Source organism: Pseudarthrobacter sp. NPDC092419 (assembly GCF_044755045.1).
In the GTDB taxonomy this organism is placed as follows: domain Bacteria; phylum Actinomycetota; class Actinomycetes; order Actinomycetales; family Micrococcaceae; genus Arthrobacter.
In genome coordinates this window covers 135,430-155,702 of record NZ_JBIVQF010000004.1, presented here as the reverse complement: position 1 = coordinate 155,702, position 20,273 = coordinate 135,430, and the positions used below count along the sequence as shown (strand labels likewise).

General features: G+C 66.2%; 19 protein-coding genes and 1 pseudogene. 12 read left to right on the top strand and 8 right to left on the bottom strand.

The genetic code is table 11. The features are described from left to right. Positions 1-13: 13 nt before the first annotated feature. The 3 genes from ACIQC0_RS08385 to ACIQC0_RS08375 form a co-directional block, all read right to left on the bottom strand. The gene (locus tag ACIQC0_RS08385) at positions 14-655 is read right to left on the bottom strand and encodes an MBL fold metallo-hydrolase (RefSeq protein WP_400534153.1); all 642 of its coding nucleotides are present in this window, start codon (positions 653-655) and stop codon (positions 14-16) included. Beyond that, complete coding sequence (locus tag ACIQC0_RS08380) at positions 652-1,737, bottom strand: S-(hydroxymethyl)mycothiol dehydrogenase (protein WP_400534150.1); 1,086 nt, start codon at positions 1,735-1,737, stop codon at positions 652-654. The genes ACIQC0_RS08385 and ACIQC0_RS08380 overlap by 4 nt, the downstream gene beginning before the upstream one ends. 93 nt (positions 1,738-1,830) lie before the next feature. Continuing rightward, a complete protein-coding gene (locus tag ACIQC0_RS08375) occupies positions 1,831-2,088 on the bottom strand; it encodes a mycoredoxin (RefSeq protein WP_377216091.1) in 258 nt (85 codons plus the stop codon). Positions 2,089-2,199: 111 nt separating this feature from the next. Here ACIQC0_RS08375 and ACIQC0_RS08370 point away from each other — a divergent pair, with 111 nt between their 5' ends. Then, positions 2,200-2,964, top strand: coding sequence for an SOS response-associated peptidase (locus tag ACIQC0_RS08370; protein WP_400534147.1), 765 nt, complete (start codon positions 2,200-2,202; stop codon positions 2,962-2,964). Positions 2,965-3,015: 51 nt separating this feature from the next. On the opposite strand, the gene ACIQC0_RS08365 is transcribed toward ACIQC0_RS08370, so the two are convergent. Next, a complete protein-coding gene (locus tag ACIQC0_RS08365) occupies positions 3,016-3,438 on the bottom strand; it encodes a VOC family protein (protein WP_377216093.1) in 423 nt (140 codons plus the stop codon). A gap of 19 nt (positions 3,439-3,457) precedes the next feature. Between ACIQC0_RS08365 and ACIQC0_RS08360 the strand changes: the two genes are divergently transcribed. After that, complete coding sequence (locus tag ACIQC0_RS08360; RefSeq protein WP_377216094.1) at positions 3,458-3,778, top strand: chorismate mutase; 321 nt, start codon at positions 3,458-3,460, stop codon at positions 3,776-3,778. 70 nt (positions 3,779-3,848) lie between these two features. Here ACIQC0_RS08360 and ACIQC0_RS08355 read toward each other — a convergent pair whose 3' ends face one another. Continuing rightward, complete coding sequence (locus tag ACIQC0_RS08355; RefSeq protein ID WP_377216095.1) at positions 3,849-4,238, bottom strand: hypothetical protein; 390 nt, start codon at positions 4,236-4,238, stop codon at positions 3,849-3,851. A gap of 122 nt (positions 4,239-4,360) precedes the next feature. On the opposite strand from ACIQC0_RS08355, the gene ACIQC0_RS08350 reads away from it, so the two are divergent. From ACIQC0_RS08350 to pdxS, 6 genes are all read left to right on the top strand, one after another. Beyond that, positions 4,361-4,705, top strand: a complete 345-nt coding sequence (locus ACIQC0_RS08350; RefSeq protein WP_377216096.1) for a DUF6504 family protein — start codon at positions 4,361-4,363, stop codon at positions 4,703-4,705. After that, the gene (locus ACIQC0_RS08345; protein ID WP_400534143.1) at positions 4,702-8,142 is read left to right on the top strand and encodes a DNA polymerase III subunit alpha; all 3,441 of its coding nucleotides are present in this window, start codon (positions 4,702-4,704) and stop codon (positions 8,140-8,142) included. Before ACIQC0_RS08350 ends, ACIQC0_RS08345 begins: the two co-directional genes overlap by 4 nt. A 72-nt stretch (positions 8,143-8,214) precedes the next feature. Further along, positions 8,215-10,224 (top strand): threonine--tRNA ligase, encoded by a 2,010-nt coding sequence (gene thrS / locus ACIQC0_RS08340; RefSeq protein ID WP_400534140.1) that lies wholly within the window; start codon positions 8,215-8,217, stop codon positions 10,222-10,224. Between the two features lie 16 nt (positions 10,225-10,240). Further along, positions 10,241-10,825 carry an HIT family protein gene (locus tag ACIQC0_RS08335; RefSeq protein ID WP_400534137.1) on the top strand — a complete coding sequence of 195 codons (585 nt, stop codon included), beginning with the start codon at positions 10,241-10,243 and terminating at the stop codon, positions 10,823-10,825. Continuing rightward, positions 10,818-11,441, top strand: coding sequence for a phosphatidylinositol phosphate synthase (gene pgsA, locus ACIQC0_RS08330; protein ID WP_400534134.1), 624 nt, complete (start codon positions 10,818-10,820; stop codon positions 11,439-11,441). The genes ACIQC0_RS08335 and pgsA overlap by 8 nt, the downstream gene beginning before the upstream one ends. Positions 11,442-11,585: 144 nt before the next feature. Beyond that, positions 11,586-12,512 (top strand): pyridoxal 5'-phosphate synthase lyase subunit PdxS, encoded by a 927-nt coding sequence (gene pdxS / locus ACIQC0_RS08325; RefSeq protein WP_377216101.1) that lies wholly within the window; start codon positions 11,586-11,588, stop codon positions 12,510-12,512. A gap of 99 nt (positions 12,513-12,611) precedes the next feature. On the opposite strand, the gene ACIQC0_RS08320 is transcribed toward pdxS, so the two are convergent. Beyond that, positions 12,612-14,624 carry a M3 family metallopeptidase gene (locus ACIQC0_RS08320; RefSeq protein WP_400534131.1) on the bottom strand — a complete coding sequence of 671 codons (2,013 nt, stop codon included), beginning with the start codon at positions 14,622-14,624 and terminating at the stop codon, positions 12,612-12,614. Between the two features lie 125 nt (positions 14,625-14,749). Here ACIQC0_RS08320 and ACIQC0_RS08315 point away from each other — a divergent pair. Beyond that, positions 14,750-15,973, top strand: a pseudogene (locus ACIQC0_RS08315) (CapA family protein). 31 nt (positions 15,974-16,004) lie between these two features. Here the strand turns inward: ACIQC0_RS08315 and ACIQC0_RS08310 are convergent. Together ACIQC0_RS08310 and ACIQC0_RS08305 are read right to left on the bottom strand one after the other, a co-directional pair. Further along, positions 16,005-16,760, bottom strand: a complete 756-nt coding sequence (locus tag ACIQC0_RS08310; protein WP_400534128.1) for a type 1 glutamine amidotransferase — start codon at positions 16,758-16,760, stop codon at positions 16,005-16,007. After that, a complete protein-coding gene (locus ACIQC0_RS08305) occupies positions 16,757-18,049 on the bottom strand; it encodes a MurT ligase domain-containing protein (protein ID WP_377216105.1) in 1,293 nt (430 codons plus the stop codon). Before ACIQC0_RS08305 ends, ACIQC0_RS08310 begins: the two co-directional genes overlap by 4 nt. Positions 18,050-18,139: 90 nt before the next feature. On the opposite strand from ACIQC0_RS08305, the gene pdxT reads away from it, so the two are divergent. From pdxT to ruvC, 3 genes are read left to right on the top strand one after another with little or no spacing between them, the layout of a single operon-like run. Next, positions 18,140-18,850 (top strand): pyridoxal 5'-phosphate synthase glutaminase subunit PdxT, encoded by a 711-nt coding sequence (gene pdxT, locus ACIQC0_RS08300; protein ID WP_377216106.1) that lies wholly within the window; start codon positions 18,140-18,142, stop codon positions 18,848-18,850. Positions 18,851-18,853: 3 nt separating this feature from the next. Next, positions 18,854-19,609 carry a YebC/PmpR family DNA-binding transcriptional regulator gene (locus tag ACIQC0_RS08295; protein ID WP_400534124.1) on the top strand — a complete coding sequence of 252 codons (756 nt, stop codon included), beginning with the start codon at positions 18,854-18,856 and terminating at the stop codon, positions 19,607-19,609. A gap of 10 nt (positions 19,610-19,619) precedes the next feature. Continuing rightward, a complete protein-coding gene (gene ruvC, locus ACIQC0_RS08290) occupies positions 19,620-20,198 on the top strand; it encodes a crossover junction endodeoxyribonuclease RuvC (RefSeq protein WP_377216108.1) in 579 nt (192 codons plus the stop codon). The last annotated feature ends 75 nt before the right edge of the window (positions 20,199-20,273 follow it).

The following is a 20,273-nucleotide window of genomic DNA, read 5'->3' as shown; positions in this document are numbered from 1 at the left end:
GGCGGGATCCGGCTCAGTGTCCGCGGGCGATCCATTCGTCCAGGTGCGGCGCTTCGGCGCCGATGGTGGTGCTGTCGCCGTGGCCGGTCCGGACCACCGTGTCCGCCGGCAGCGGCAACAGCCGGCTGCGGATGGACTCGATGATGGTGGGGAAGTCGCTGTAGGACCGGCCGGTGGCTCCCGGTCCGCCCTGGAACAGCGTGTCCCCGGTGAACACGGTGCTTTCGCCGCCGGGCCCCTCCACCACGTGGAAGGACACCGAGCCGGGGGAATGGCCAGGGGTGTGCAGGGCTTTGAGCGCGAGCCCGGCCACCTCGAACACCTCACCGTCGCTGATGGTGCGGTCGGGTTCCGTGTCCGGGTAGACGCTCTGCCACAGCATCAGGTCGGCCGGGTGGAGGTGCACCGGCGCCGGGACGAGGTCACGCAGCTGTGCGACGGAGCTGATGTGGTCGTCGTGGCCGTGGGTCAGCAGGATGGCCTTGAGGCGGCGGGCCCCCACTGCGGCGGCCACGGCGTCGGCGTCGTGCGCGGGATCGATCACCACGCATTCGCTGTCATCGCCCACGATCCAGACGTTGTTGTCCACGTCCCAGGTGCCGCCGTCGAGCGAAAACGTGCCGGAGGTGACCAGGCGGTCGATCCGGGCGTTCACAGTTCCACCACCGAACGGAGGACGGTGCCTGCGTGCATCTTGTCGAACGCTTCTTCTACCTGTTCGATGCTGATCCGCTCCGTGACGAACGCATCCAGGTCCAGCTTGCCCTGCTGGTAGAGGCTCACCAGCATGGGGAAGTCCCGGGAGGGCAGGCAGTCTCCGTACCAGGAAGACTTAAGGGATCCGCCGCGGCCAAAGACGTCCAGGAGCGGCAACTCAAGGGTCATCTCCGGGGTGGGCACGCCCACCAGGACCACGGTGCCGGCAAGGTCGCGGGCGTAGAACGCCTGCTTGTAGGTTTCAGGGCGTCCGACGGCGTCAATCACCACGTCGGCGCCGAACCCGCCGGTGAGCTCGCGGATTTTTTCCACGGGGTCGGTGGCGGACGAGTCCACGGCGTGGGTGGCGCCCAGTTCCTTGGCGCGTTCCAGCTTCCGGGCGTCGATGTCGACGGCGATGACCGTGGTGGCGCCGGCGAGCGCCGCGCCGGCGATGGCGGCGGTGCCGACTCCGCCGCAGCCGATCACGGCCACGGAGTCGCCGCGCTTGACGCCGCCGGTGTTGATCGCGGCGCCGATGCCGGCCATGACGCCGCAACCCAGCAGGCCGACGGCAGCGGCATCCGCTTCCGGGTCCACCTTGGTGCACTGGCCTGCGGCAACGAGGGTCTTTTCGATGAACGCGCCGATGCCCAGGGCCGGGGACAGTTCCGTGCCGTCCTCGAGGGTCATCTTCTGGGTGGCGTTGTGGGTGTTGAAGCAGTACTGCGCCTCGCCGCGGCTGCAGGCGCGGCACGTGCCGCAGACGGCACGCCAGTTCAGGACCACCCGGTCACCGGGGACCACATTGGTGACATCGGGTCCGACTGCGCTGACCACGCCGGTGGCTTCGTGGCCCAGCAGGAACGGGAAGTCGTCGCTGATGCCGCCCTGCTTGTAGTGCAGGTCGGTGTGGCAGACGCCGCTGGTGAGGATGTCGACGAGCGCCTCGCCCGGCCCGGGTTCGGGAACCAGGACGGTTTCCAGAGTGACGGGCGCACCCTTGGAGCGGGCGATGACACCTTTGACTTTATGGACCACGGAAGCTCCCTCATGCAGATAGACAGAACGGGACCGGCAGCGCACCGCCGGTCCCGTTCTGTCTATCACACGCCCCGTTTCGGGCGCCTTCCGCTACGCCGCCAGGCGGGTCTTGACCTCGGCGGCAGAGGGGTTGGTGGCGGCGGAGCCGTCCGGGAAAAGGACCGTGGGAACCGTGCGGTTGCCCCCGTTAAGCTGCTCCACGAGCTCGGCGGTGCCGTCCACTTCCTCGATATTGATCTCGGTGTACCCGATGCCGTGCGCGTCCAGCTGTTTCTTCAGTCGGTTGCAGTAGCCGCACCAGGTGGTGGAAAACATGGTGATGGTGCCGGATTCGGGAGTGAAATCCACGGGGCTCTCCTTGCTGTTGGTAATGGGGTCCGTCGGCGTCAACGGTATCGTGCCCGGCGCTATTCCCGGCCGCTGTTTCCTCCGTCCGGTGGCCGGTGGCATGCTGGAACCATGTGTGGACGCTACGTGATGGCACGTGCCGTGGGTGACCTGCTGGCCGAATTCGACGCCACCCTGGAGGACGAGGTGCACATCCCGCCGTCGTGGAACGTGGCGCCGACCGACGATGTCCCCATCGTCCTGGAGAGGCTGGTGGAGGACGGCGGAGCAGCGCCACGGCAGGTGCGCCAGCTGCACGTGGCTCGCTGGGGGCTGGTGCCCTCCTGGGCGAAGGACCCGTCGATCGGGTCGCGGATGATCAATGCCCGGAGCGAATCGGTGCTGGAGAAGCCCGCCTTCCGTAAGGCCATCCGGTCCCGGCGCTGCGCCGTCCCGGCGGACGGCTATTACGAATGGAAGCAGGGGCCGGGCAAGACGAAGCAGCCCTACTACGTACACCCCGGAATGGACCACGGGTTGGCCTTCGCCGGCCTCTACGAATGGTGGAAGGACCCCTCCACGCCGGACGGGGAGCCGGCACGCTGGCTGCTCTCCACGTCCATCCTGACGGCGGACACCCCACCACCGGGTACGGAATCGACCGTTTTCGGCAGGCTGACGGAGCTGCATGACCGGGTGCCGCTGCCCATGGACAAAGACACCATGCATGCCTGGCTCGATCCGGCTGCCGACGACGCCGCGGAACTGGTGGACCTCGTCCGGGCGCGGGTGCGGGACGTGGTCGCGGACTGGAAAGTGGAAACGGTTGGCCGGGACGTGGGCAACGTGCGCAATAACGGGCCTGAGCTCATCAGGCCGGTGGAGGCGCTGTTCTAGCTGCCCATTCCGGCTCCCGCTCAAGCAGCCTCTTCCCGCGGCGGGCGGCGCTCAGACGGTGACCGAACCGTCGTCGTCCACTGACCAGGAAGGGTTGTAGGCAACTTCCCAGCGGAAGCCGTCCGGGTCCGCGAAGTAGCCGCTGTACCCGCCCCAGGGCTGGGTGACCGGCTCGGCAATGATGGTTGCGCCGGCAGCGGCCGCCTCGGCCATGACCCTGTCCACCTCGTCGGTGCCGGGCAGGTTGTGGCTGAGCGTAATGCAGGGAACCGGTCCAGGAGCGTTGACGCCGGCCTCCGCCTGCATCTGCACGGCGTCCCACAGGGACAGGACCAGCCCGTGGTTGACCTGGATGAATACCACATCGCCGTCCAGCTCACGGTGGACGGGCCAGCCCAGCCCTTCCACGTAGAACGCGCGGGACGCGGCAACATTGCGGACACCTAGCGAGATGAAGTCGACTCGGGGTTGCATGCTTCGATACTGTCAGACGATGGCGACAATTCAAGGAAATGATAGGGACGCCGCGGCGGACAAGGAGCAGCTTGCTGCCGTGCGGATCGCCGTCGATGAGGTGGATGACCAGATCGTCACCCTCATCGCCCGCCGCGAACGGCTCATCCGCATCGCCGGAACGCTTAAGGGCGACGACGCCGAAGTGCGCGCACCCGGACGCGTGGAACGGATCATCGAGCACGTCCGCTCAGCCGCGGAGAAGAAGGATATCGACCCGGACATCGTCGAATCCACCTACCGGGCCATGATCTCCGGGTTCATCGAACTCGAAATGCGCGTGCACAAGGGCAACGGCTAGAGCCCCTGTTTTCAGAGGAACCGGGAATCTCCAGAGACCGGGAATCTCCAGAGGGAGCAGGTGCTCCTCCCTAAAGGGACTCGGAGACCGGCACGCCGGACTGAAAGTCCCTTCCGTCCGCTTCGCTGAAGGCGGTCATGACATGGCCCTCGCCCAGCCCATTGATGGCAGCGAGCGGGAACTGGCCGGTAATGCTGTTGGCGGAATGGGTCACGCCGGAAAGGTCATAATCCTCTTCGATGCCCTGGTCGCGGTTGAAGGAGTAGAAGGCGATAGCCTCCCCGTTCATGAATTCGATACACAGCCGCCGCTGTGCGGAGTAGTCCGGAGTGGCCCCCATCAGGCCGACTACGTAAGCGCCGGAACCGGGGATGCTGCCGTCTATGTCAAAAGTGGCGATGGCTGTGGAGTCCTGCGTTGTGAGGCTGGCCTGCTTGAGGAGTGCGTCATCGGTGCTCATGGCTCCATCCTGCTCCCTGCCGCACCGTCAGTCCACCCCCGTCTAGGTTTTGTCCTGCCCCCGTCGTAGACTGGGAGTATTCGAATATGTGTTCGAATAATCCGTTCGTCCGGGAGGCAGCCATGGGTCTGTTCAGTGAATCCGTGGATGTGGCGTGCTCTCCGGACGGCGAGCCCCGGGAACTCCGGTGGGACGGGCGGTCATACACAATCTGCGCAGAACCGGTCCGCTGGTACGAGCGCCGCCAATGGTGGGCGGAGGAACGGCGCGCACCCCTGGGCGGCGGCCCTGGCCTGGTGGACCATGAAATCTGGCGGGTCCAGGTCCTTCCCGCCGCCGATACGGAAGTCTCCGGTCCGGGCACCGCGGGGGAGCCGCTCACCCTGGACCTCTCCCGCCACACCGGCAGCGGCCGCTGGCGGCTCCTGCGCATCCACGACGCACTGCGGCGGCCCCGGACAGCATGAGCTTTACCCACCTCCACGTCTCCACCGCCTTCAGCGCCCACTACGGGGTCTCCTGGCCCGACGAACTCGCCCAGGCCGCCGCGGCAGACGGGGCAACTGCGCTCGCCTGCACGGACCGGGACGGACTCTACGGAACCGTCAAGCACCTCAAAGCCTGCATGGCCGCAGGCATCGACCCCATCGTCGGGGTGGACCTCGCAGTTTTCGACGATGACGGGGACCACCGCACCCAGGTTTCCGGCAGGGTGGTGGTACTGGCGCGCGGAAACAACAATGGTGCAGGCTACCGCGCACTGTGCCGCCTGGTGTCGGACGCCCACGCCCGCACCTCGGGCAAATCCGGGGGAGCGGTCCCGGCCGCCGTCACCCGCGCGGAACTCGCCTCGCGCACCCTGGATCCAAACACCCTTAAACCCGTCCTCACCGTGCTGATCGGTCCTGACTCGGATGTGGGCCGTGCCATGGGCGGACGGCGGTACCTGCGCCCCCGCACCCTCTTCAAACAATGGCTGGATGCCATGCCCGCCGGGACCGTGGTAACCGAAATCGTCTCCCAGCTCAGCCCCCCCGGGACGCCGCTCAGCACGGCCCACGCCGTCCGCATGCTCAAGCTCGCAGAAGAGCACCGCATCCCTGCCATTCTCACCAACTCCGTCAGGTACTGCGCCGCCGACGGGGCGCCCACCGCGGACGTCCTGGACTCGGCCCGCACCCTGAAATCCCTCCCGGAGCTCGCCGGCGAACCGCTGCTGCAGCCCACCGGCCGGGGCTGGCTGAAAACATCCGCCCAGATGCTCCAACTGGGCAAGGAAATCATCTCCGCCGCCGGCTACGGCGCCGCGGACCTTAGACAGCTCATGGCGCAGACCGAGGCGCTCGCTGACCTTTGCCGGATCGATCCGGTATCGGACATGGGCTGGAAACAGCCGGTGGTTCCCGAGGCATCCGTCCTTGGCATCAGCCAGGACCCGCATGCGGAGCTGATCCAGCGCTGCCACGCCGGAATCGGCAGGAGATTCCCCGGTATCGCCGAGTCAGCCGAACGGGACATGCTGGCCCGTCTGGAACATGAATTGGGCATCATCCGGAACCTGGGTTTTTCCGCCTACTTCCTGACCGTGGCAGAAGTGTCCAGGATGATCCAGGACATGGGGGTCCGCGCCGCTGCACGTGGGTCAGGTGCGTCCAGCCTGGTCAACTACCTCATCGAGGTCAGCCACGTGAACCCCCTGCAGCACGACCTGATTTTCGAGCGGTTCCTGTCGCGGGACCGGGCCACCCTGCCGGATATTGATATCGACGTCGAAAGCGCCGAACGCCACAACGTCTACCACCGCATCTTCGAACGCTTCGGCGCGGAGCGGGTCACGCTGATGAGCATGCAGAACGGCTACCGTGCCCGCGGCGCGGTCCGGGACGCGGGGCTTGCCCTGGGAATGGATGACGGTGAAGTGGGGGAGATCGCCAAGCAGCTGTGGCGGTTTTCGGCCGGAAAGTTCCGTGAGGCGCTCCAGGAGAAGCCGGAGCTGCGCGGGTTCGCCGGCCGCCTGGAGCAGCGGGACGCGGACGGGAACCAGCAGCTGGACATGCTGGTGGACCTCACCGAACGTCTGGACCGGCTGCCCCGCCACATCTCCATGCACCCGTGCGGGGTGATCCTGGGGGACGCCACCTTGCTGGACCGCACCCCCGTGCAGCCCAGCGGCCTCGGGCTGCCCATGAGCCAGTTCGACAAGCACGACATGGATCCCATGGGAATGCTCAAGCTAGACGTGCTGGGCGTCCGGATGCAAAGTGCCATGGCCTTTGCCGTCCGGGAGGTCATCCGCGTCCATTCCGGCAAGGCGGACGTGGTGTCCGCGGGCCGCCATGGGCCCGGACCTGACGGCTCCGGGCCCGATTACATTGCGGACAACGGCCACATCGACCTCAACGCCGTGCCCCTGGATGACGAAGCCACGTTCGAACTCATCCGAAGTACCCACACCCTGGGCTGTTTCCAGATCGAGTCCCCGGGGCAGCGGGAGCTGATCGGCAAAATGGCGCCGCGCGAGTTCAACGATCTCATCATCGACATTTCACTGTTCCGGCCGGGGCCCATGAAATCGGACATGGTGCGGCCTTTCCTGGAACACCGGCACGGGTTCGCCCCCGAGGTCTACCCGCACCCGGACCTGAAGCCCGTGCTGGCGGAAACGCACGGGGTCACCGTTTTCCACGAACAGATCCTGAAGACCTTCGATGTCATGACCGGCTGCGGCCTGGCGCGGGCAGACGAATTCCGCCGGGCCCTGGGCAAGGAAGCCCTCGAGCTGGGGGTGGAGGAATTCTTCCGCAGGGAAGCACGGAAAAACGGCTACGCCCCGGAAGTGGTGGACAAGGTCTGGGGGACCCTCAAATCCTTTGGCAGCTTCGGGTTCTGCAAAGCACACGGTGCCGCCTTTGCCGTGCCCACCTACCAGTCGGCCTGGCTCAAGGCGCATCATCCGGAGGCCTTCCTGGCCGGGCTGTGGGAGCACGATCCGGGAATGTACCCCAAGCGGCTGCTCGTGGCTGAAGCGCGGCGGATGGGCATCCCCATCCTTCCCCTGGACATCAACCGCAGCCACGCCGAGTACCGGGTGGAACGGATCCTGTCCGGTCCTGATAGCGGAAAACTGGGCATCCGGCTCAGCCTGAATGGAATCTACGGCCTGTCCGCTACCGAACTTAAGCGGATTGTTGCGGGCCAGCCCTACGATTGCCTGGCCGATCTCCGTGCCCGGGCCAGGGTCAGCAAGCCGAACATCAAACGGCTGGCCCAGTTGGGCGCTTTTGACTCCCTGCACCGGGAAGCCGGCGGCACGGCAAATCGGGCCGACCTGGTACACCACCTGCAGGAGCTGTCCGCCCCGGGCAGCGCGCGGAAAGGCAGGGAAGTCCTCGAGGGCCAGTTGGCCCTGCCCTTGGGCGATATCGAACTGCGCAACGTCCGGCCAGGCCTTCCCGCGCCCACCCTGGCGGACAATGTCCGCGCGGAACTGGACCTGCTGGCCGTGGATGTCAGCAGCCACCTAATGGACAGCCACCGGCCGCTGCTGGACGGCCTGGGGGTGACAACGGCGGACAAACTGCTGGGCCTGCGCAACGGCACCGAAGTACTGGTGGCGGGGGTGCGCGTGGCCACCCAGACGCCTCCCATGCGCGGAGGCAGGAGGGTGGTGTTCATCAGCATCGACGACGGCACCGGATGCATCGACTCGGTCTTCTTCCACGAGGCCCAGGAAAGCGCCGGCCCGCTCCTGTTCGGCACCCGGCTGCTGCTGATCCGGGGGACCACCCGCCGGACGGGGCCGCGGGGAATCAGCCTCAGCGCCAGCATGGCCTGGGACCTTGCCCGCCCGGAGACGCTGCCCGTCCCCGCGGCCGCGTTGGTCGGCCCTCTGCCGAACCTATAGCATTGACGGTGGCTGGCTGTGGTCCCCGTACGCCACAAGCTATGAAGCCTAAACTTTGAATAGGAGACACCCGTGTCAGATGCCCAGCAGATCACCCTCATCGTCGATGGCGAAGAGACCAAGGTGGCTACCGGGACAACCGGTGCGGAACTCTTCTTCGAGCGCCGCGACGTCGTCGTTGCCCGCGTCAACGGCGACCTGAAGGACCTGGACCAGGAGCTGCCGGAAGGCGCCGACGTCGAGGGTGTCACCATCGATTCCCCTGACGGGCTCAACGTGCTGCGCCACTCCACCGCACATGTCATGGCCCAGGCCGTCCAGCAGCTTCGTCCCGACGCCAAGCTGGGCATCGGCCCCTACATCACGGACGGGTTCTACTTCGACTTCGACGTCGCCGAACCGTTCACCCCCGAGGACCTCAAGACCCTCGAAAAGATGATGCAGAAGATCATCAACCAGAACCAGAAGTTCGTCCGCCGCGTGGTCAACGAGGACGAAGCCCGCGAGGCCATGAAGAACGAGCCCTACAAGCTCGAGCTCCTGGGCAAGAAGAACGAGGCCGCCGAAGCCGGGGAAGGCGTCAACGTCGAGGTGGGCGCCGGCGACATCACCATCTACGACAACGTGGAGCGCAAGGAAGGCACCACCGTCTGGTGTGACCTGTGCCGTGGCCCGCACCTGCCCAACACCAAACTGATCTCCAATGCCTTCGCGCTGACCCGCTCGTCCTCCGCCTACTGGCTGGGCAACCAGAAGAACCAGCAGCTGCAGCGCATCTACGGCACCGCCTGGCCCACCAAGGAAGCCCTCAAGGCCTACCAGGAGCGGATCGCCGAGGCCGAACGCCGCGACCACCGCAAGCTGGGCTCCGAACTGGACCTGTTCTCCTTCCCGGACGAATTGGGTTCCGGCCTGCCGGTGTTCCACCCCAAGGGCGGCATCATCCGCAAGGAGATGGAAGACTACTCCCGCCAGCGCCACGTCGAGGCCGGCTACGAGTTCGTCTACACGCCGCACATCACGAAGGGCCACCTGTACGAGGTCTCTGGCCACCTCGACTGGTACAAGGAAGGCATGTTCCCGGCGATGCACGTGGACGCCGAACTCAACGAGGACGGCACCGTGCGCAAGCCGGGTCAGGACTACTACCTGAAGCCGATGAACTGCCCCATGCACAACCTGGTATTCCGCTCCCGCGGGCGGTCCTACCGGGAACTGCCGCTGCGGCTGTTCGAATTCGGTTCCGTGTACCGGTACGAAAAGTCCGGCGTGGTGCACGGCCTGACGCGCGTGCGCGGTATGACACAGGACGACGCCCACATCTACTGCACCCGTGAACAGATGAAGGACGAGCTCACCAAGACCCTGAACTTCGTCCTGGGTCTGCTCAAGGACTACGGGCTGAACGACTTCTACCTGGAACTGTCCACCAAGGACCCGGAAAAGTACGTTGGCGACGACGCCACCTGGGAAGAAGCCACCCGGACCCTCGCCGAGGTGGCGCAGGAGTCCGGACTGGAACTGGTTCCGGACCCGGGCGGGGCTGCCTTCTACGGTCCCAAGATTTCCGTGCAGGCAAAAGATGCGCTGGGCCGTACCTGGCAGATGTCCACCATCCAGCTGGACTTCAACCTGCCAGAGCGCTTCGAGCTGGAATTCCAGGCCGCCGACGGAACCCGTCAGCGCCCGGTCATGATCCACCGCGCCCTCTTTGGTTCCATCGAGCGCTTCATGGGCGTGCTCACCGAGCACTACGCCGGCGCGTTCCCCGCCTGGCTGGCTCCTGTCCAGGTGGTGGGCATCCCGGTGGCGGAGGCCTTCAACGAGTACATGTTCGACGTCGTCGACCAGCTCAAGGCTGCGGGCATCCGCGCCGAGGTGGATACCTCGTCTGACCGCTTCCCAAAGAAGATCCGCACCGCCAGCAAGGACAAGATCCCGTTTGTCCTGATCGCTGGCGGCGACGACGCCGAAGCAGGCGCCGTCTCGTTCCGCTTCCGTGACGGAAGCCAGGATAACGGCGTGCCCGTGACCGAGGCAGTGAAGCGGATCACCGAAGCCGTCCGCAACCGGACCAGCTAGCGGAACGGAACACACCGTGGAGGAGAACACAGGCGCCGGCTATCCGGAGGATTCTGGCGTGACGGACGATTTCGACCTCGCTGGTGTCCCGGACGCCTTCCAGCGCTTGTGGACCCCGCACCGGATGGCCTACATCAAGGGCGGCCAGCACCAGTTTAAGAACCAGGATGACTGTCCCTTCTGCGTGGGTCCCGCCCGCACGGACGAGGAAGCGCTGATCGTTTACCGCGGCAAGACCTGCTACGTGGTGCTGAATCTGTTCCCGTACAACCCGGGCCACCTCCTGGTGTGTCCGTACCGGCACGTCCCGGACTATACGGACCTCACGGTGGAGGAGACCGCAGAGTTCGCGGAGCTCACCCAGACCGCCATGCGCGTGCTGCGGAAGGTGTCCAATCCGGGCGGTTTCAACCTGGGGATGAACCAGGGCGTCGTGGGCGGAGCCGGCATCGCGGCGCACCTGCACCAGCACATCGTTCCCCGGTGGGGCGGAGACGGCAACTTCTTCCCGATCATCGCCCAGACCAAGGCCATCACCCAGACCCTCGACGAGGTCCGCAGGCAAGTTGCCGAGGCCTGGCCCGGGGAGACGGATGCTTAACAAACACGCCAGGGGATTCTTCACCGCGCTCTTCACACCGCTGGCCCGCTGGCTGCTGCGGATCGGCGTTTCGCCGGATGCGGTAACCATCGTCGGAACCGCCGGCGTGGTGGTGGGCGCGCTGGTCTTCTACCCGTTAGGCCAACTGTGGTGGGGCACCCTGTTCATCACGGCCTTCATATTCTCTGACGTCCTGGACGGCATCATGGCCCGGATGCAGAACGTGAAGAGCCGGTGGGGCAACTTCCTGGACTCAACCCTGGACCGGATCGCCGACGGCGCCCTTTTTGCCGGGCTCGCCATCTGGTTCTTTACCGGCGGGGCCAGCGTCCCCATTGCCATGGCAGCCACTATCTGCCTGGTCCTGGGCATGGTGGTCTCCTACGCCCGGGCCAAGGCCGAATCCCTGGGCTTCACCGCGAACGTCGGGGTGGCCGAGCGCGCCGAACGGCTGGTTTCAGTCCTGGTGGTCACCGGTTTCACGGGGCTGGGCCTGCCTCCGGTGGTGCTGCTGGGCACGTTGGTGCTGCTTGCCGCTGCCAGTTTTGTCACGGTGGTGCAGCGCATCGTTTCCGTCCGCCGGCAGGCACTGGCCGAGGCAGCTCCGGCGGATTAACCCTGATTAAGCCGCCGGCCTGCGGTGGGACTAGTATTAGGACTGCCCGGTCACTGGACCCGGCAATCCGTGTGTGTTAAGGCCGGCAGTTCAATGCCGCCTGCATGCCGGGCGAAGGTCATCTATCTACCCATAGGGGTTTTTGTGTCTACACCTGATGTAAGCAGCGAAGCCGGTTCGTCCGCGAACAGCGTCACGGGCAGCAACCGCGTCAAGCGGGGCATGGCCGAGATGCTCAAGGGCGGCGTCATCATGGACGTCGTCAACGTCGAACAGGCCCGCATCGCCGAAGACGCCGGTGCCGTGGCCGTGATGGCGCTGGAACGCGTTCCGGCTGATATCCGTGCCCAGGGCGGCGTGTCCCGCATGTCGGACCCGGACATGATCGACCAGATCATCGATGCCGTGTCCATCCCGGTCATGGCCAAGGCCCGCATCGGCCACTTCGTTGAGGCCCAGGTCCTGCAGTCCCTCGGCGTCGACTACATCGACGAGTCCGAGGTCCTCACCCCGGCCGACTACATCAACCACATCGACAAGTGGAACTTCAAGGTTCCCTTCGTGTGTGGTGCCACCAACCTCGGTGAGGCGCTGCGCCGCATCAACGAGGGCGCGGCAATGATCCGTTCCAAGGGCGAGGCCGGCACCGGCGACGTCTCCAATGCAACGGGCCACATGCGCCAGATCCGTGCCGAGATCGCCAAGCTCTCCGCACTGCCCGAGGACGAACTCTATGTTGCGGCCAAGGAACTCCAGGCTCCGTACGAACTGGTCAAGGAAGTCGCCGCAGCAGGCAAGCTGCCCGTGGTGCTCTTCACCGCAGGCGGGATCGCCACCCCGGCGGACGCCGCCATGATGATGCAGCTCGGCGCTGACGGCGTGTTCGTCGGCTCCGGCATCTTCAAGTCCGGCAACCCGGCCCAGCGGGCGGCCGCCGTCGTCAAGGCCACCACCTTCTACGACGACCCTGATGTCATCGCCAAGGCCTCACGCGGCCTGGGCGAAGCCATGGTGGGCATCAACGTTGACGAGATCCCGCAGCCCCACCGCCTCGCCGAGCGCGGCTGGTAAGCCGCCACAACCCGGCAAGCCACGACGGCGGGTGCGTACCTTTTCGAAGGCGCGCACCCGCCGTCGTTTAGTTGTACTCAGTCAGTTGGGTGGGGGCACCTACTCCAGGCCGCGGCGCTTCAGGAGGGGCTCCAGTGCCGCCTCGCGCCCGCGCAGGATCCGGAATGACTCAAGCGGGTCGCGGTTGTTGCCCCGGGAGAGCAGCTCCGTCCGGAAACGTTCCCCGTTCGCGCGGGTCAGGCCACCCTGTTCGGTGAACCAGTCCACCGTCTCAGCGTCCAGAACTTCGCTCCAGATGTACGAGTAATATCCTGCCGCGTAGCCGGCGCCCGCGAAAATGTGCTGGAAATACCCCGTCCGGTAGCGCGGAGGAACCAGCGGGTGGGCGATTCCCGCGGCGGCAAGGGCCCTGACCTCAAACTCCAGGGCGTCGTCGGGGATGTCGCCGGGCTCCAGGGTATGCCAGGCCAGGTCAAGCAGGGCGGCGCCCAAGTACTCGGTGGTGGCAAACCCTTCGCCCCAGAGCCGGGAGCCTTCCAGCCGGTCCACGATGTCCTTGGAAAGCGGCTCGCCGGTTTCATAGTGCCGGGCGTAATTGGCGAGGACCTCAGGCCACATGATCCACATTTCGTTGACCTGGGACGGGTACTCCACGAAGTCCCGCGGAACGTTGGTGCCGGAGAAGTTCGGATACGTGACGTCGGAGAACAGTCCGTGCAGAGCATGGCCGAACTCATGGAAAACGGTCCGTAGCTCGTCGAGCGTCAGCAGCGTGGGTTCGCCTGCAGGCGGCTTGGAAATGTTCAGGGTGTTGATCACCACCGGCCGGGCGGTCAGGAGCGCCGACTGGTCCACGAGGTTGTTCATCCAGGCGCCGCCGCGCTTGGACTCGCGCTGATAGTAATCACCCAGGAACAGGCCAAGACCGCTGCCGTCCGCGTTGCGCACCTCCCAGACGCGGACATCCGGGTGGTAGCCGGCAAGGTCATTGCGCTCATGGAACGTGATGCCGTACAGGGACGTGGCCGCGAAGAAGATGCCGTCCGTCAGGACCCGTTCCAGCTCGAAGTACGGGCGGAGGGCCTGCTCGTCCACCTGGTATCGTTCCCGGCGGACCTTTGCGGAGTAGTAGGCCCAATCCCAGGGCTCCAGCGGGTGGCCGGCCGTTTCTGCCAGGGCGCGGGCTTCGGCGTCCGCGTTCCGCACGGCTGCGGGTGCGAGCCGGTTCAGCATGGCCTGCACAGCTTCGAAGGAGGGCGCCGTCTGCAGGTCCACCACCAGCTCGGCGTAGTTGGCGAACCCCAGAAGAGCCGCCTTTTCCGCGCGCAGGCCTGCCATGGTCCGGGCAAGCCCGGTGACGTCCAGGGAGTCCCTGCCAGAGCCGCGCCCCACCGACGCCTCGAATAGCCGGCGGCGGACGTCCCGGTTTTCCAATGCGGCGAGGGCTGGTTGGTTCCCCGGCAGGATAAGCGTGAGCAGGAATTTGCCGTCGTGCCCCGCGGCGCGCGCGGCTTCGGCAGTCGCGGCCACCTCGTCCCCGGCCAGCCCCGCCAGCTCCGTCCGGTCTTCGATGAGCAAGGCCGCCGACTTCATCCCCTCCTTCACCCGCTGGCCAAAATCCGTGCCCAGCCGCGCAAGTTCGGAGTTGATGGCGCGCAGGCGTTCCTGGCCGGCAGCGTCCAATTGGATGCCGGACTGGCGGAACTCCTTGAGGTACTCCTCGACCAGACGGGCATCTTCTGCATCGCACCCCCTGGTGTCGAGGGCCGCGAAACGCTCGTACAGGCCCCGGTTCAGGAAGATTTCGTCCTGGTGCGCGGAGAACCGCGGAGCCAGCTTCGTCTCGAGGGCCTGGATCTCCTCCGACGCGTCGGCGGAGACCAGCGTGAAGAACGACGCCGATGCCCGGCTAAGGAGCCGGCCGGCACGCTCCATCTCCACGGCAGTGTTCTGGAACGTGGGGGCAGCAGGGTTGTCCGTAATTGCCCGGATCTCCGCCAGATGCTCACCGAGGCCGGCCTCGATGGCCTCCTCGAAATGGGCGGGGGCGATCGCGGCGAACGGCGGAAGTCCGTACGGCAGCGGGCTTGGCGCCAGAAGGGGGTTTGTCATGAGGCAAACCTTTCACAACGGCCAGCTTCACAACTTGAGCCACGCCATGGCCCGGTCCCTAGAATGGTCCTGTGGCGACCATAACCGGCAGGGGACGGGTTCGTTTTCGAGGCGCCGCCTCCGCCATGGCACTGACTATTGCGCTGTCCGTGACGGGAGTGCTCGGGGGATGTGGCCTGGTCGCTGAACAGGAGGGGTTCCCGCCGCCGTCTGCGGCAACCGGCCCCGGAAGCAGCCGGGACGGAAGCCCCGCCCCTACCTCCCCCTCGACCCCCACGCCGGTCCCGACGCCCGGTAAAGGTCCGGCCTGCCCGGTGCTCCGGTGTATTTCCGTGCTGGTCACCGGCGACATGCTCGTGCATGCCCAGCTATGGCAGCAGGCGCAACAGGACGCGGCGGCTTCGGGCAGGCCAGGACTGGATTTCGTTCCCCTCCTGGAAGGGCAGCGCAGGTACATCCGCAACAGCGACCTGGCCATCTGTCACCAGGAAACCCCAGTGGCGGGCCCGGAGGGGCCTTTCTCGGCGTATCCTTCCTTCAACGTGCCGCCGCAGATCATCACAGCATCCAAGGCAGTGGGCTACGATGCCTGCACGACGGGCAGCAACCACACCATTGATCGCGGCACGGATGGACTTGTGCGCACCCTGGATCAGTTGGATGCTGCAGGCCTGAAGCACACGGGTTCGTATCGGACTGAAGCGGAGGCCCAAGGGGTGCTGGTCATGCAGACCGCGGCCGCGAAGGTCGCGTTAATCCAAGCCACCTACGGCCTTAACGGACTGCTTCCGGACTATTCCTGGCAGGTGGACATGCTTGACGCGCCGAGGATGATTGACAAAGCAGAGAAGGCCCGGGCTCTCGGGGCGGACATCGTGCTGGCGGCGATCCACGCCGGAGATGAATATGCCAGCGAACCCAACACCCAGCAGCAGGAAGTTGCGCGCGCCCTCGTGGACAGCGGTCAGTTCAACTTCGTCTACGGGCACCACACGCACTCGGTGCTCCCCATCGAGCGCTATAAGGGCACTTGGATCGTCTATGGACTGGGCAACGGCGTTACCGAGCTCTCACCGTGGTAGGTGGTCAACAATGAGGGCCTCCTGGTGCGCGTTCAGTTCGGCCAGGACGCTTCCGGCAAGTGGTCCGCCACGGACCTTGCCTGGGTGCCCTCCGTCATCATCCGGGATCCCTACCGATGGTGCTCCCTGGCAGCGGACACGCCGCAGGGATCCTGCGCCGGACCGGACGCCGACGCCGCCAGCAGGGCGCGAACTTTGCGGGTCGTCGATTCCCTGGGCGCCTCGGCCGCAGGTGGCCACGAACTGCTCATCACAAAAGAGCCATGACCTGGCAGTGAACCCGTGGTGCCCGGTCTGGCTACCGGGGCCGGCGCGCCGCGTGCTGCCGGGCCAGCTCGGCAAAGTGGTCGTCCGGCTCCCCGGGCGCGAACGTGCCGAACTTCCTCTCGGCCGCTGTGCGGATCAGGAAGTCGGCGATCGCGGGGTTTTTCGGCAGCAGCGACCCATGCAGGTAGCTGGCCACGACGTTCCGGTAGCGGGCACCTTCGTGGCCGTCACTGCTGTTGTTACCCGTCCCCTTGGCAACCGTGCCCAGCGGACGCACGCCCGGACCGAGGGTGGTCTGGCCGCTGTGATTCTCGTAGCCGAGTACTTCGCCGAATTCAGGCGTGGCCACTTTGACGTTGCCGATCAGGCGTTCGTCCGTGCCGCGCGTTTCCACGTCAAGGATTCCGATGCCGGGAATCTCCGTGCCTGTGTGGGTTTTGAAGAAGCGGCCGAAGAGCTGGTAGAGGCCGCAGATCACCAGCATGGGCATGCCTTCCTCAGCCAGGGCCTTGAGGAGCGGTGCGCGGGTCTGCAGGTCGTCCTGAATGATCAGCTGGCCGCTGTCCTGTCCGCCACCGCCCACCAGGATGTCGGCGTCCTCGGGCCAGTCGTCGCCCACGTTGTACTCAAGGAGTTCCGGGGTATAGCCGTGCCAGGCGATGCGCCGCTGGAGAACCAGGGCGTTGCCCCAGTCGCCGTAGATGTTCATGTCCCGCGGGTACAGCTGCACCACACGGATTGTCCCTTTGCTGGCCCGGGCGGGCGTTGTTGCTTCTGCCGGGTTCACGAGACAACCTCCACGGTGGTGATTTTGGACAGCTCGCGCCGGATGGCCAGCATGGCCGTATAGGTGCAGAAAATCCGCTTGGGCTTGCCTTGAGCTTCCCTGATGAACGCCGCGAGGGCAGGGGCGATCTCCGGCTCCACGGAACCCACCGGCACTTCGTCGTACTGCAGGCGAAGCGCCATGTCGTAGGCACGTGAACCGGTCAGTTGGTCGACGCCGCCGTCCCGGAGGGACTCGAACTCGACGTCCCACAGCCAGGACATGTCGCGGCCGTCGGCGTAGTTGTCATTGATGGCCACCATGGTGGCGTAGCCCGAGGCCGGGAAGGACTTCAGTCCCAGCCGGAAGCCGCTCGGGTTCTTCACCAGCACCAGGTCCAGCGGCTGGCCGTCCACGGTCAGGCTCTCGCCCCGTCCGAATGCCGGCGCCACGTTGGAGAGCGCGGCCAGCAGCGCGTCGTTGTCGGCGGCTGCGGCGCCGCTGCCGCAGATGCTGCGCGCCAGGGTCAGCGCGGCTGCTGCATTAAAAATGTTGTAGACGCCGCGGAGCTTCATCCCGGTAGTGACCGTTTCGCCGTCGTACTCAAAACTGGCGCTGTCCGCGCCCACAGAGCGGAGTACGACGTCGGCCGCCGGCTTTTCCGGCAGGCCCGCCGGGGCGGGGCTGCCGGGAGCTGCGCGCATGTCGTCGTCGTTGGGAAAGGTCCCGAGCAGCGAGTCGTCGAGCCCGAAGTACCTGACGTCCTGGCCGGTGAGGGTGTCCGCGATCCGGGCCACGCGCGGGTCTTCGCGGTTCAGAACCACGGTGCCGGTGGTCTTGGCCGCGATGTGCTGGAGCAGCTGTGCCGTCTTGTCGATTTCGCCGAAGCGGTCAAGCTGGTCACGCAGGACGTTCAGCAGCAGGCAGTACCGCGGCGGGACGCTGTTGACGAAGTGCACGGCATGGGCCTCGTCCAGCTCAAGGACAGCGATGTCCGCATCCAGCCGGCCGCGCCAGTCCACCTCGCCAAGCAGGGCGGCCGCCACGCCGCGGGTGAAATTGCTGCCGGTGCGGTTGGTGAACACCTTCAGCCCCTGGCTTTCGAGCAGTTCCACCACCATCTTGGTGGTGGTGGTCTTGCCGTTGGTGCCGCTGACCACAGCCACCCCGTGGGGAAGGTTAGCCAGCGTCCGCCGCATGAAACCGGGGTCGATTTTCTCGACCACCAGGCCGGGCAGGGCGGAACCGCCGCCCCGAAGCCGGGACAACCGGCGGACCAGCTTGCCGAGCGGAACACTGAAGTAGAACATGGTTCGAATATATCCCAGCAGGGGCATGCATCCGGCCCTGCCCTGAGGCCCAAGGGCCGGAGAAACCGCCCCGGCCCGTATGCTGGATGGATGACAACTTCCCTTTCCGCTGCTCCCGCACGCCCTGGATCCGGGCTGCGGATTGGCGTCCTGGCGCTCCAGGGCGATTTCCGCGAGCACCTCCGCGCCGCTGCTGACAGCGGTGCCGAGGCCGTGGCCGTGCGCCGGCCCCAGGAGCTGGACGGCCTGGACGGCCTGATCATTCCCGGCGGGGAATCCACCGCCATCGACAAGCTCGCCCGCGCATTTGAGCTGGCCGCTCCGCTGCGCGAGCGCATTGCCGGCGGCCTGCCGGTCTACGGCTCCTGCGCCGGGATGATCCTGCTGGCGTCGGACATTGCCGACCCAGCCACCGACCTCTCCGGTGCGCCGCAGCAGACCTTTGGCGGCCTTGACATCACGGTGCGCCGGAACGCCTTCGGCCGGCAGCGGGAGTCCTTCGAAACGGACCTGGACTTCAAGGGCCTGGAGTTCAGCGCGACCGCCGACGAAGTGGCGCCCGTGCATGCCGTCTTCATCCGCGGGCCCTGGGTGGAGCGTGTCGGGCAGGACGTCGAGGTGCTGGCCCAGGTGGAGCCTGCCGACCCGGAACACGCCTCCCACGCGGCTCCGCTGCCCGGGACGGCTAGAATTGTGGCAGTGCGTTCGGGCCAGCTGCTGGCCACCTCCTTCCATCCGGAAGTGACCGGCGAAAAACGCATCCACGAACTTTTTATCCGCATGATCAGAGGAGAAGCGTAAAGCATGTCAGGCCACTCCAAATGGGCAACGACCAAGCACAAAAAGGCGATCATTGACAGCCGCCGCGCAAAGTCGTTCGCCAAGCTGATCAAGAACATCGAAGTCGCCGCGCGCATGGGCGGTCCGGACCTTGCAGGCAACCCCGGCCTGGAGCTGGCCGTCACCAAGGCCAAGAAAACCTCGGTCCCCAACGACAACATCGACCGTGCCATCAAGCGCGGCGCCGGCCTTACCGGCGAAGTGGTGGACTACACCGAGATCATGTATGAAGCACGCGGCCCGCAGGGTTCAGCGCTCCTGATCGAGTGCCTCACCGACAACAAGAACCGGGCCGCCTCCGAGGTCCGCCTGGCGATTTCCCGCAACGGCGGCACTATCGCCGACCCCGGATCCGTCAGCTACCTCTTCACCCGCAAGGGCGTCGTCAACCTGCCCAAGAACGGCCTGACCGAGGATGACGTCCTGATGGCCGTGCTGGATGCCGGGGCTGAAGAAGTCAAGGATAACGGCGAGACCTTCGAGATCCACTCGGAGCCCGGCGACCTCCCCGCCATCCGCGAGGCACTCAAGGAAGCCGGCATCGAATACGACACCGATGAAGTGGAATTCGTTCCCTCCATGCAGGTGGAACTGGATGTGGACGGCGCGCGGAAGTTCCTTAAGCTCGCGGACGCACTGGAAGACCTCGACGACGTCCAGAACGTGTACAGCAACGCCGACCTCAGCGACGAAGTCCAGGCCGCCCTGGAATCCGAGTGACGGAACGCCCGTGACGCTCCGCGTCCTGGGCGTTGACCCGGGCCTGACCCGCTGCGGCATTGGCGTCGTGGACGTGGAACGGAACCGGCGCGCCACCATGGTGGCCGTCGGCGTCGTCGGCACCGCGCCGGACGAAACGCTGGATCAGCGGCTGCTGGTCATCGACGCTGCCATCGACGAATGGCTGGACCGCTACGAACCCCAGGTCCTCGCCGTCGAACGTGTTTTCTCCCAGCTCAACGTCAGCACGGTGATGGGGGTGGCGCAGGCGTCCGGCGTGGTCATTGCCGCAGCCGCGCGCCGCGGCATCCCCGTGGCGCTGCACACGCCGTCGGAAGTCAAGGCCGCTGTCACCGGCAGCGGGTCCTCGAACAAGGAAGCGGTGACCAAGCTCGTCACCAAGATCCTCCGGCTGGACGCCCCACCCCGACCTGCCGACGCCGCCGACGCCCTCGCCTTGGCCATCACCCACGCCTGGCGCGCGGGCAGCGGTGCCGCCGTGGCCACCACCGGCCCCGGGAGTTCGTCCCTGACCCCGGCGCAGCGTGCGTGGGCCGATGCCGAGGCCAAGGCGCGCCGCGCACGCTGAATCTCCGGCTGCCTTGCTAGGGTATTCGTAGATATGTTCGGATAGCCGGTCCTCCGTCAGGGAGCCGGCCGCACA

What these genes read in the sequence shown, in the direction of transcription:
- ACIQC0_RS08305 (WP_377216105.1), bottom strand. Translation starts at nt 18,049, where the DNA reads ATGTTCTACTTCAGTGTTCCGCTCGGCAAGCTGGTCCGCCGGTTGTCC.
- pgsA (WP_400534134.1), top strand. Translation starts at nt 10,818, where the DNA reads ATGCTTAACAAACACGCCAGGGGATTCTTCACCGCGCTCTTCACACCG.
- ACIQC0_RS08350 (WP_377216096.1), top strand. Translation starts at nt 4,361, where the DNA reads ATGGGTCTGTTCAGTGAATCCGTGGATGTGGCGTGCTCTCCGGACGGC.
- ACIQC0_RS08360 (WP_377216094.1), top strand. Translation starts at nt 3,458, where the DNA reads ATGGCGACAATTCAAGGAAATGATAGGGACGCCGCGGCGGACAAGGAG.
- ACIQC0_RS08365 (WP_377216093.1), bottom strand. Translation starts at nt 3,438, where the DNA reads ATGCAACCCCGAGTCGACTTCATCTCGCTAGGTGTCCGCAATGTTGCC.
- ACIQC0_RS08345 (WP_400534143.1), top strand. Translation starts at nt 4,702, where the DNA reads ATGAGCTTTACCCACCTCCACGTCTCCACCGCCTTCAGCGCCCACTAC.
- pdxT (WP_377216106.1), top strand. Translation starts at nt 18,140, where the DNA reads ATGACAACTTCCCTTTCCGCTGCTCCCGCACGCCCTGGATCCGGGCTG.
- ACIQC0_RS08355 (WP_377216095.1), bottom strand. Translation starts at nt 4,238, where the DNA reads ATGAGCACCGATGACGCACTCCTCAAGCAGGCCAGCCTCACAACGCAG.
- ACIQC0_RS08320 (WP_400534131.1), bottom strand. Translation starts at nt 14,624, where the DNA reads ATGACAAACCCCCTTCTGGCGCCAAGCCCGCTGCCGTACGGACTTCCG.
- ACIQC0_RS08295 (WP_400534124.1), top strand. Translation starts at nt 18,854, where the DNA reads ATGTCAGGCCACTCCAAATGGGCAACGACCAAGCACAAAAAGGCGATC.
- ACIQC0_RS08370 (WP_400534147.1), top strand. Translation starts at nt 2,200, where the DNA reads ATGTGTGGACGCTACGTGATGGCACGTGCCGTGGGTGACCTGCTGGCC.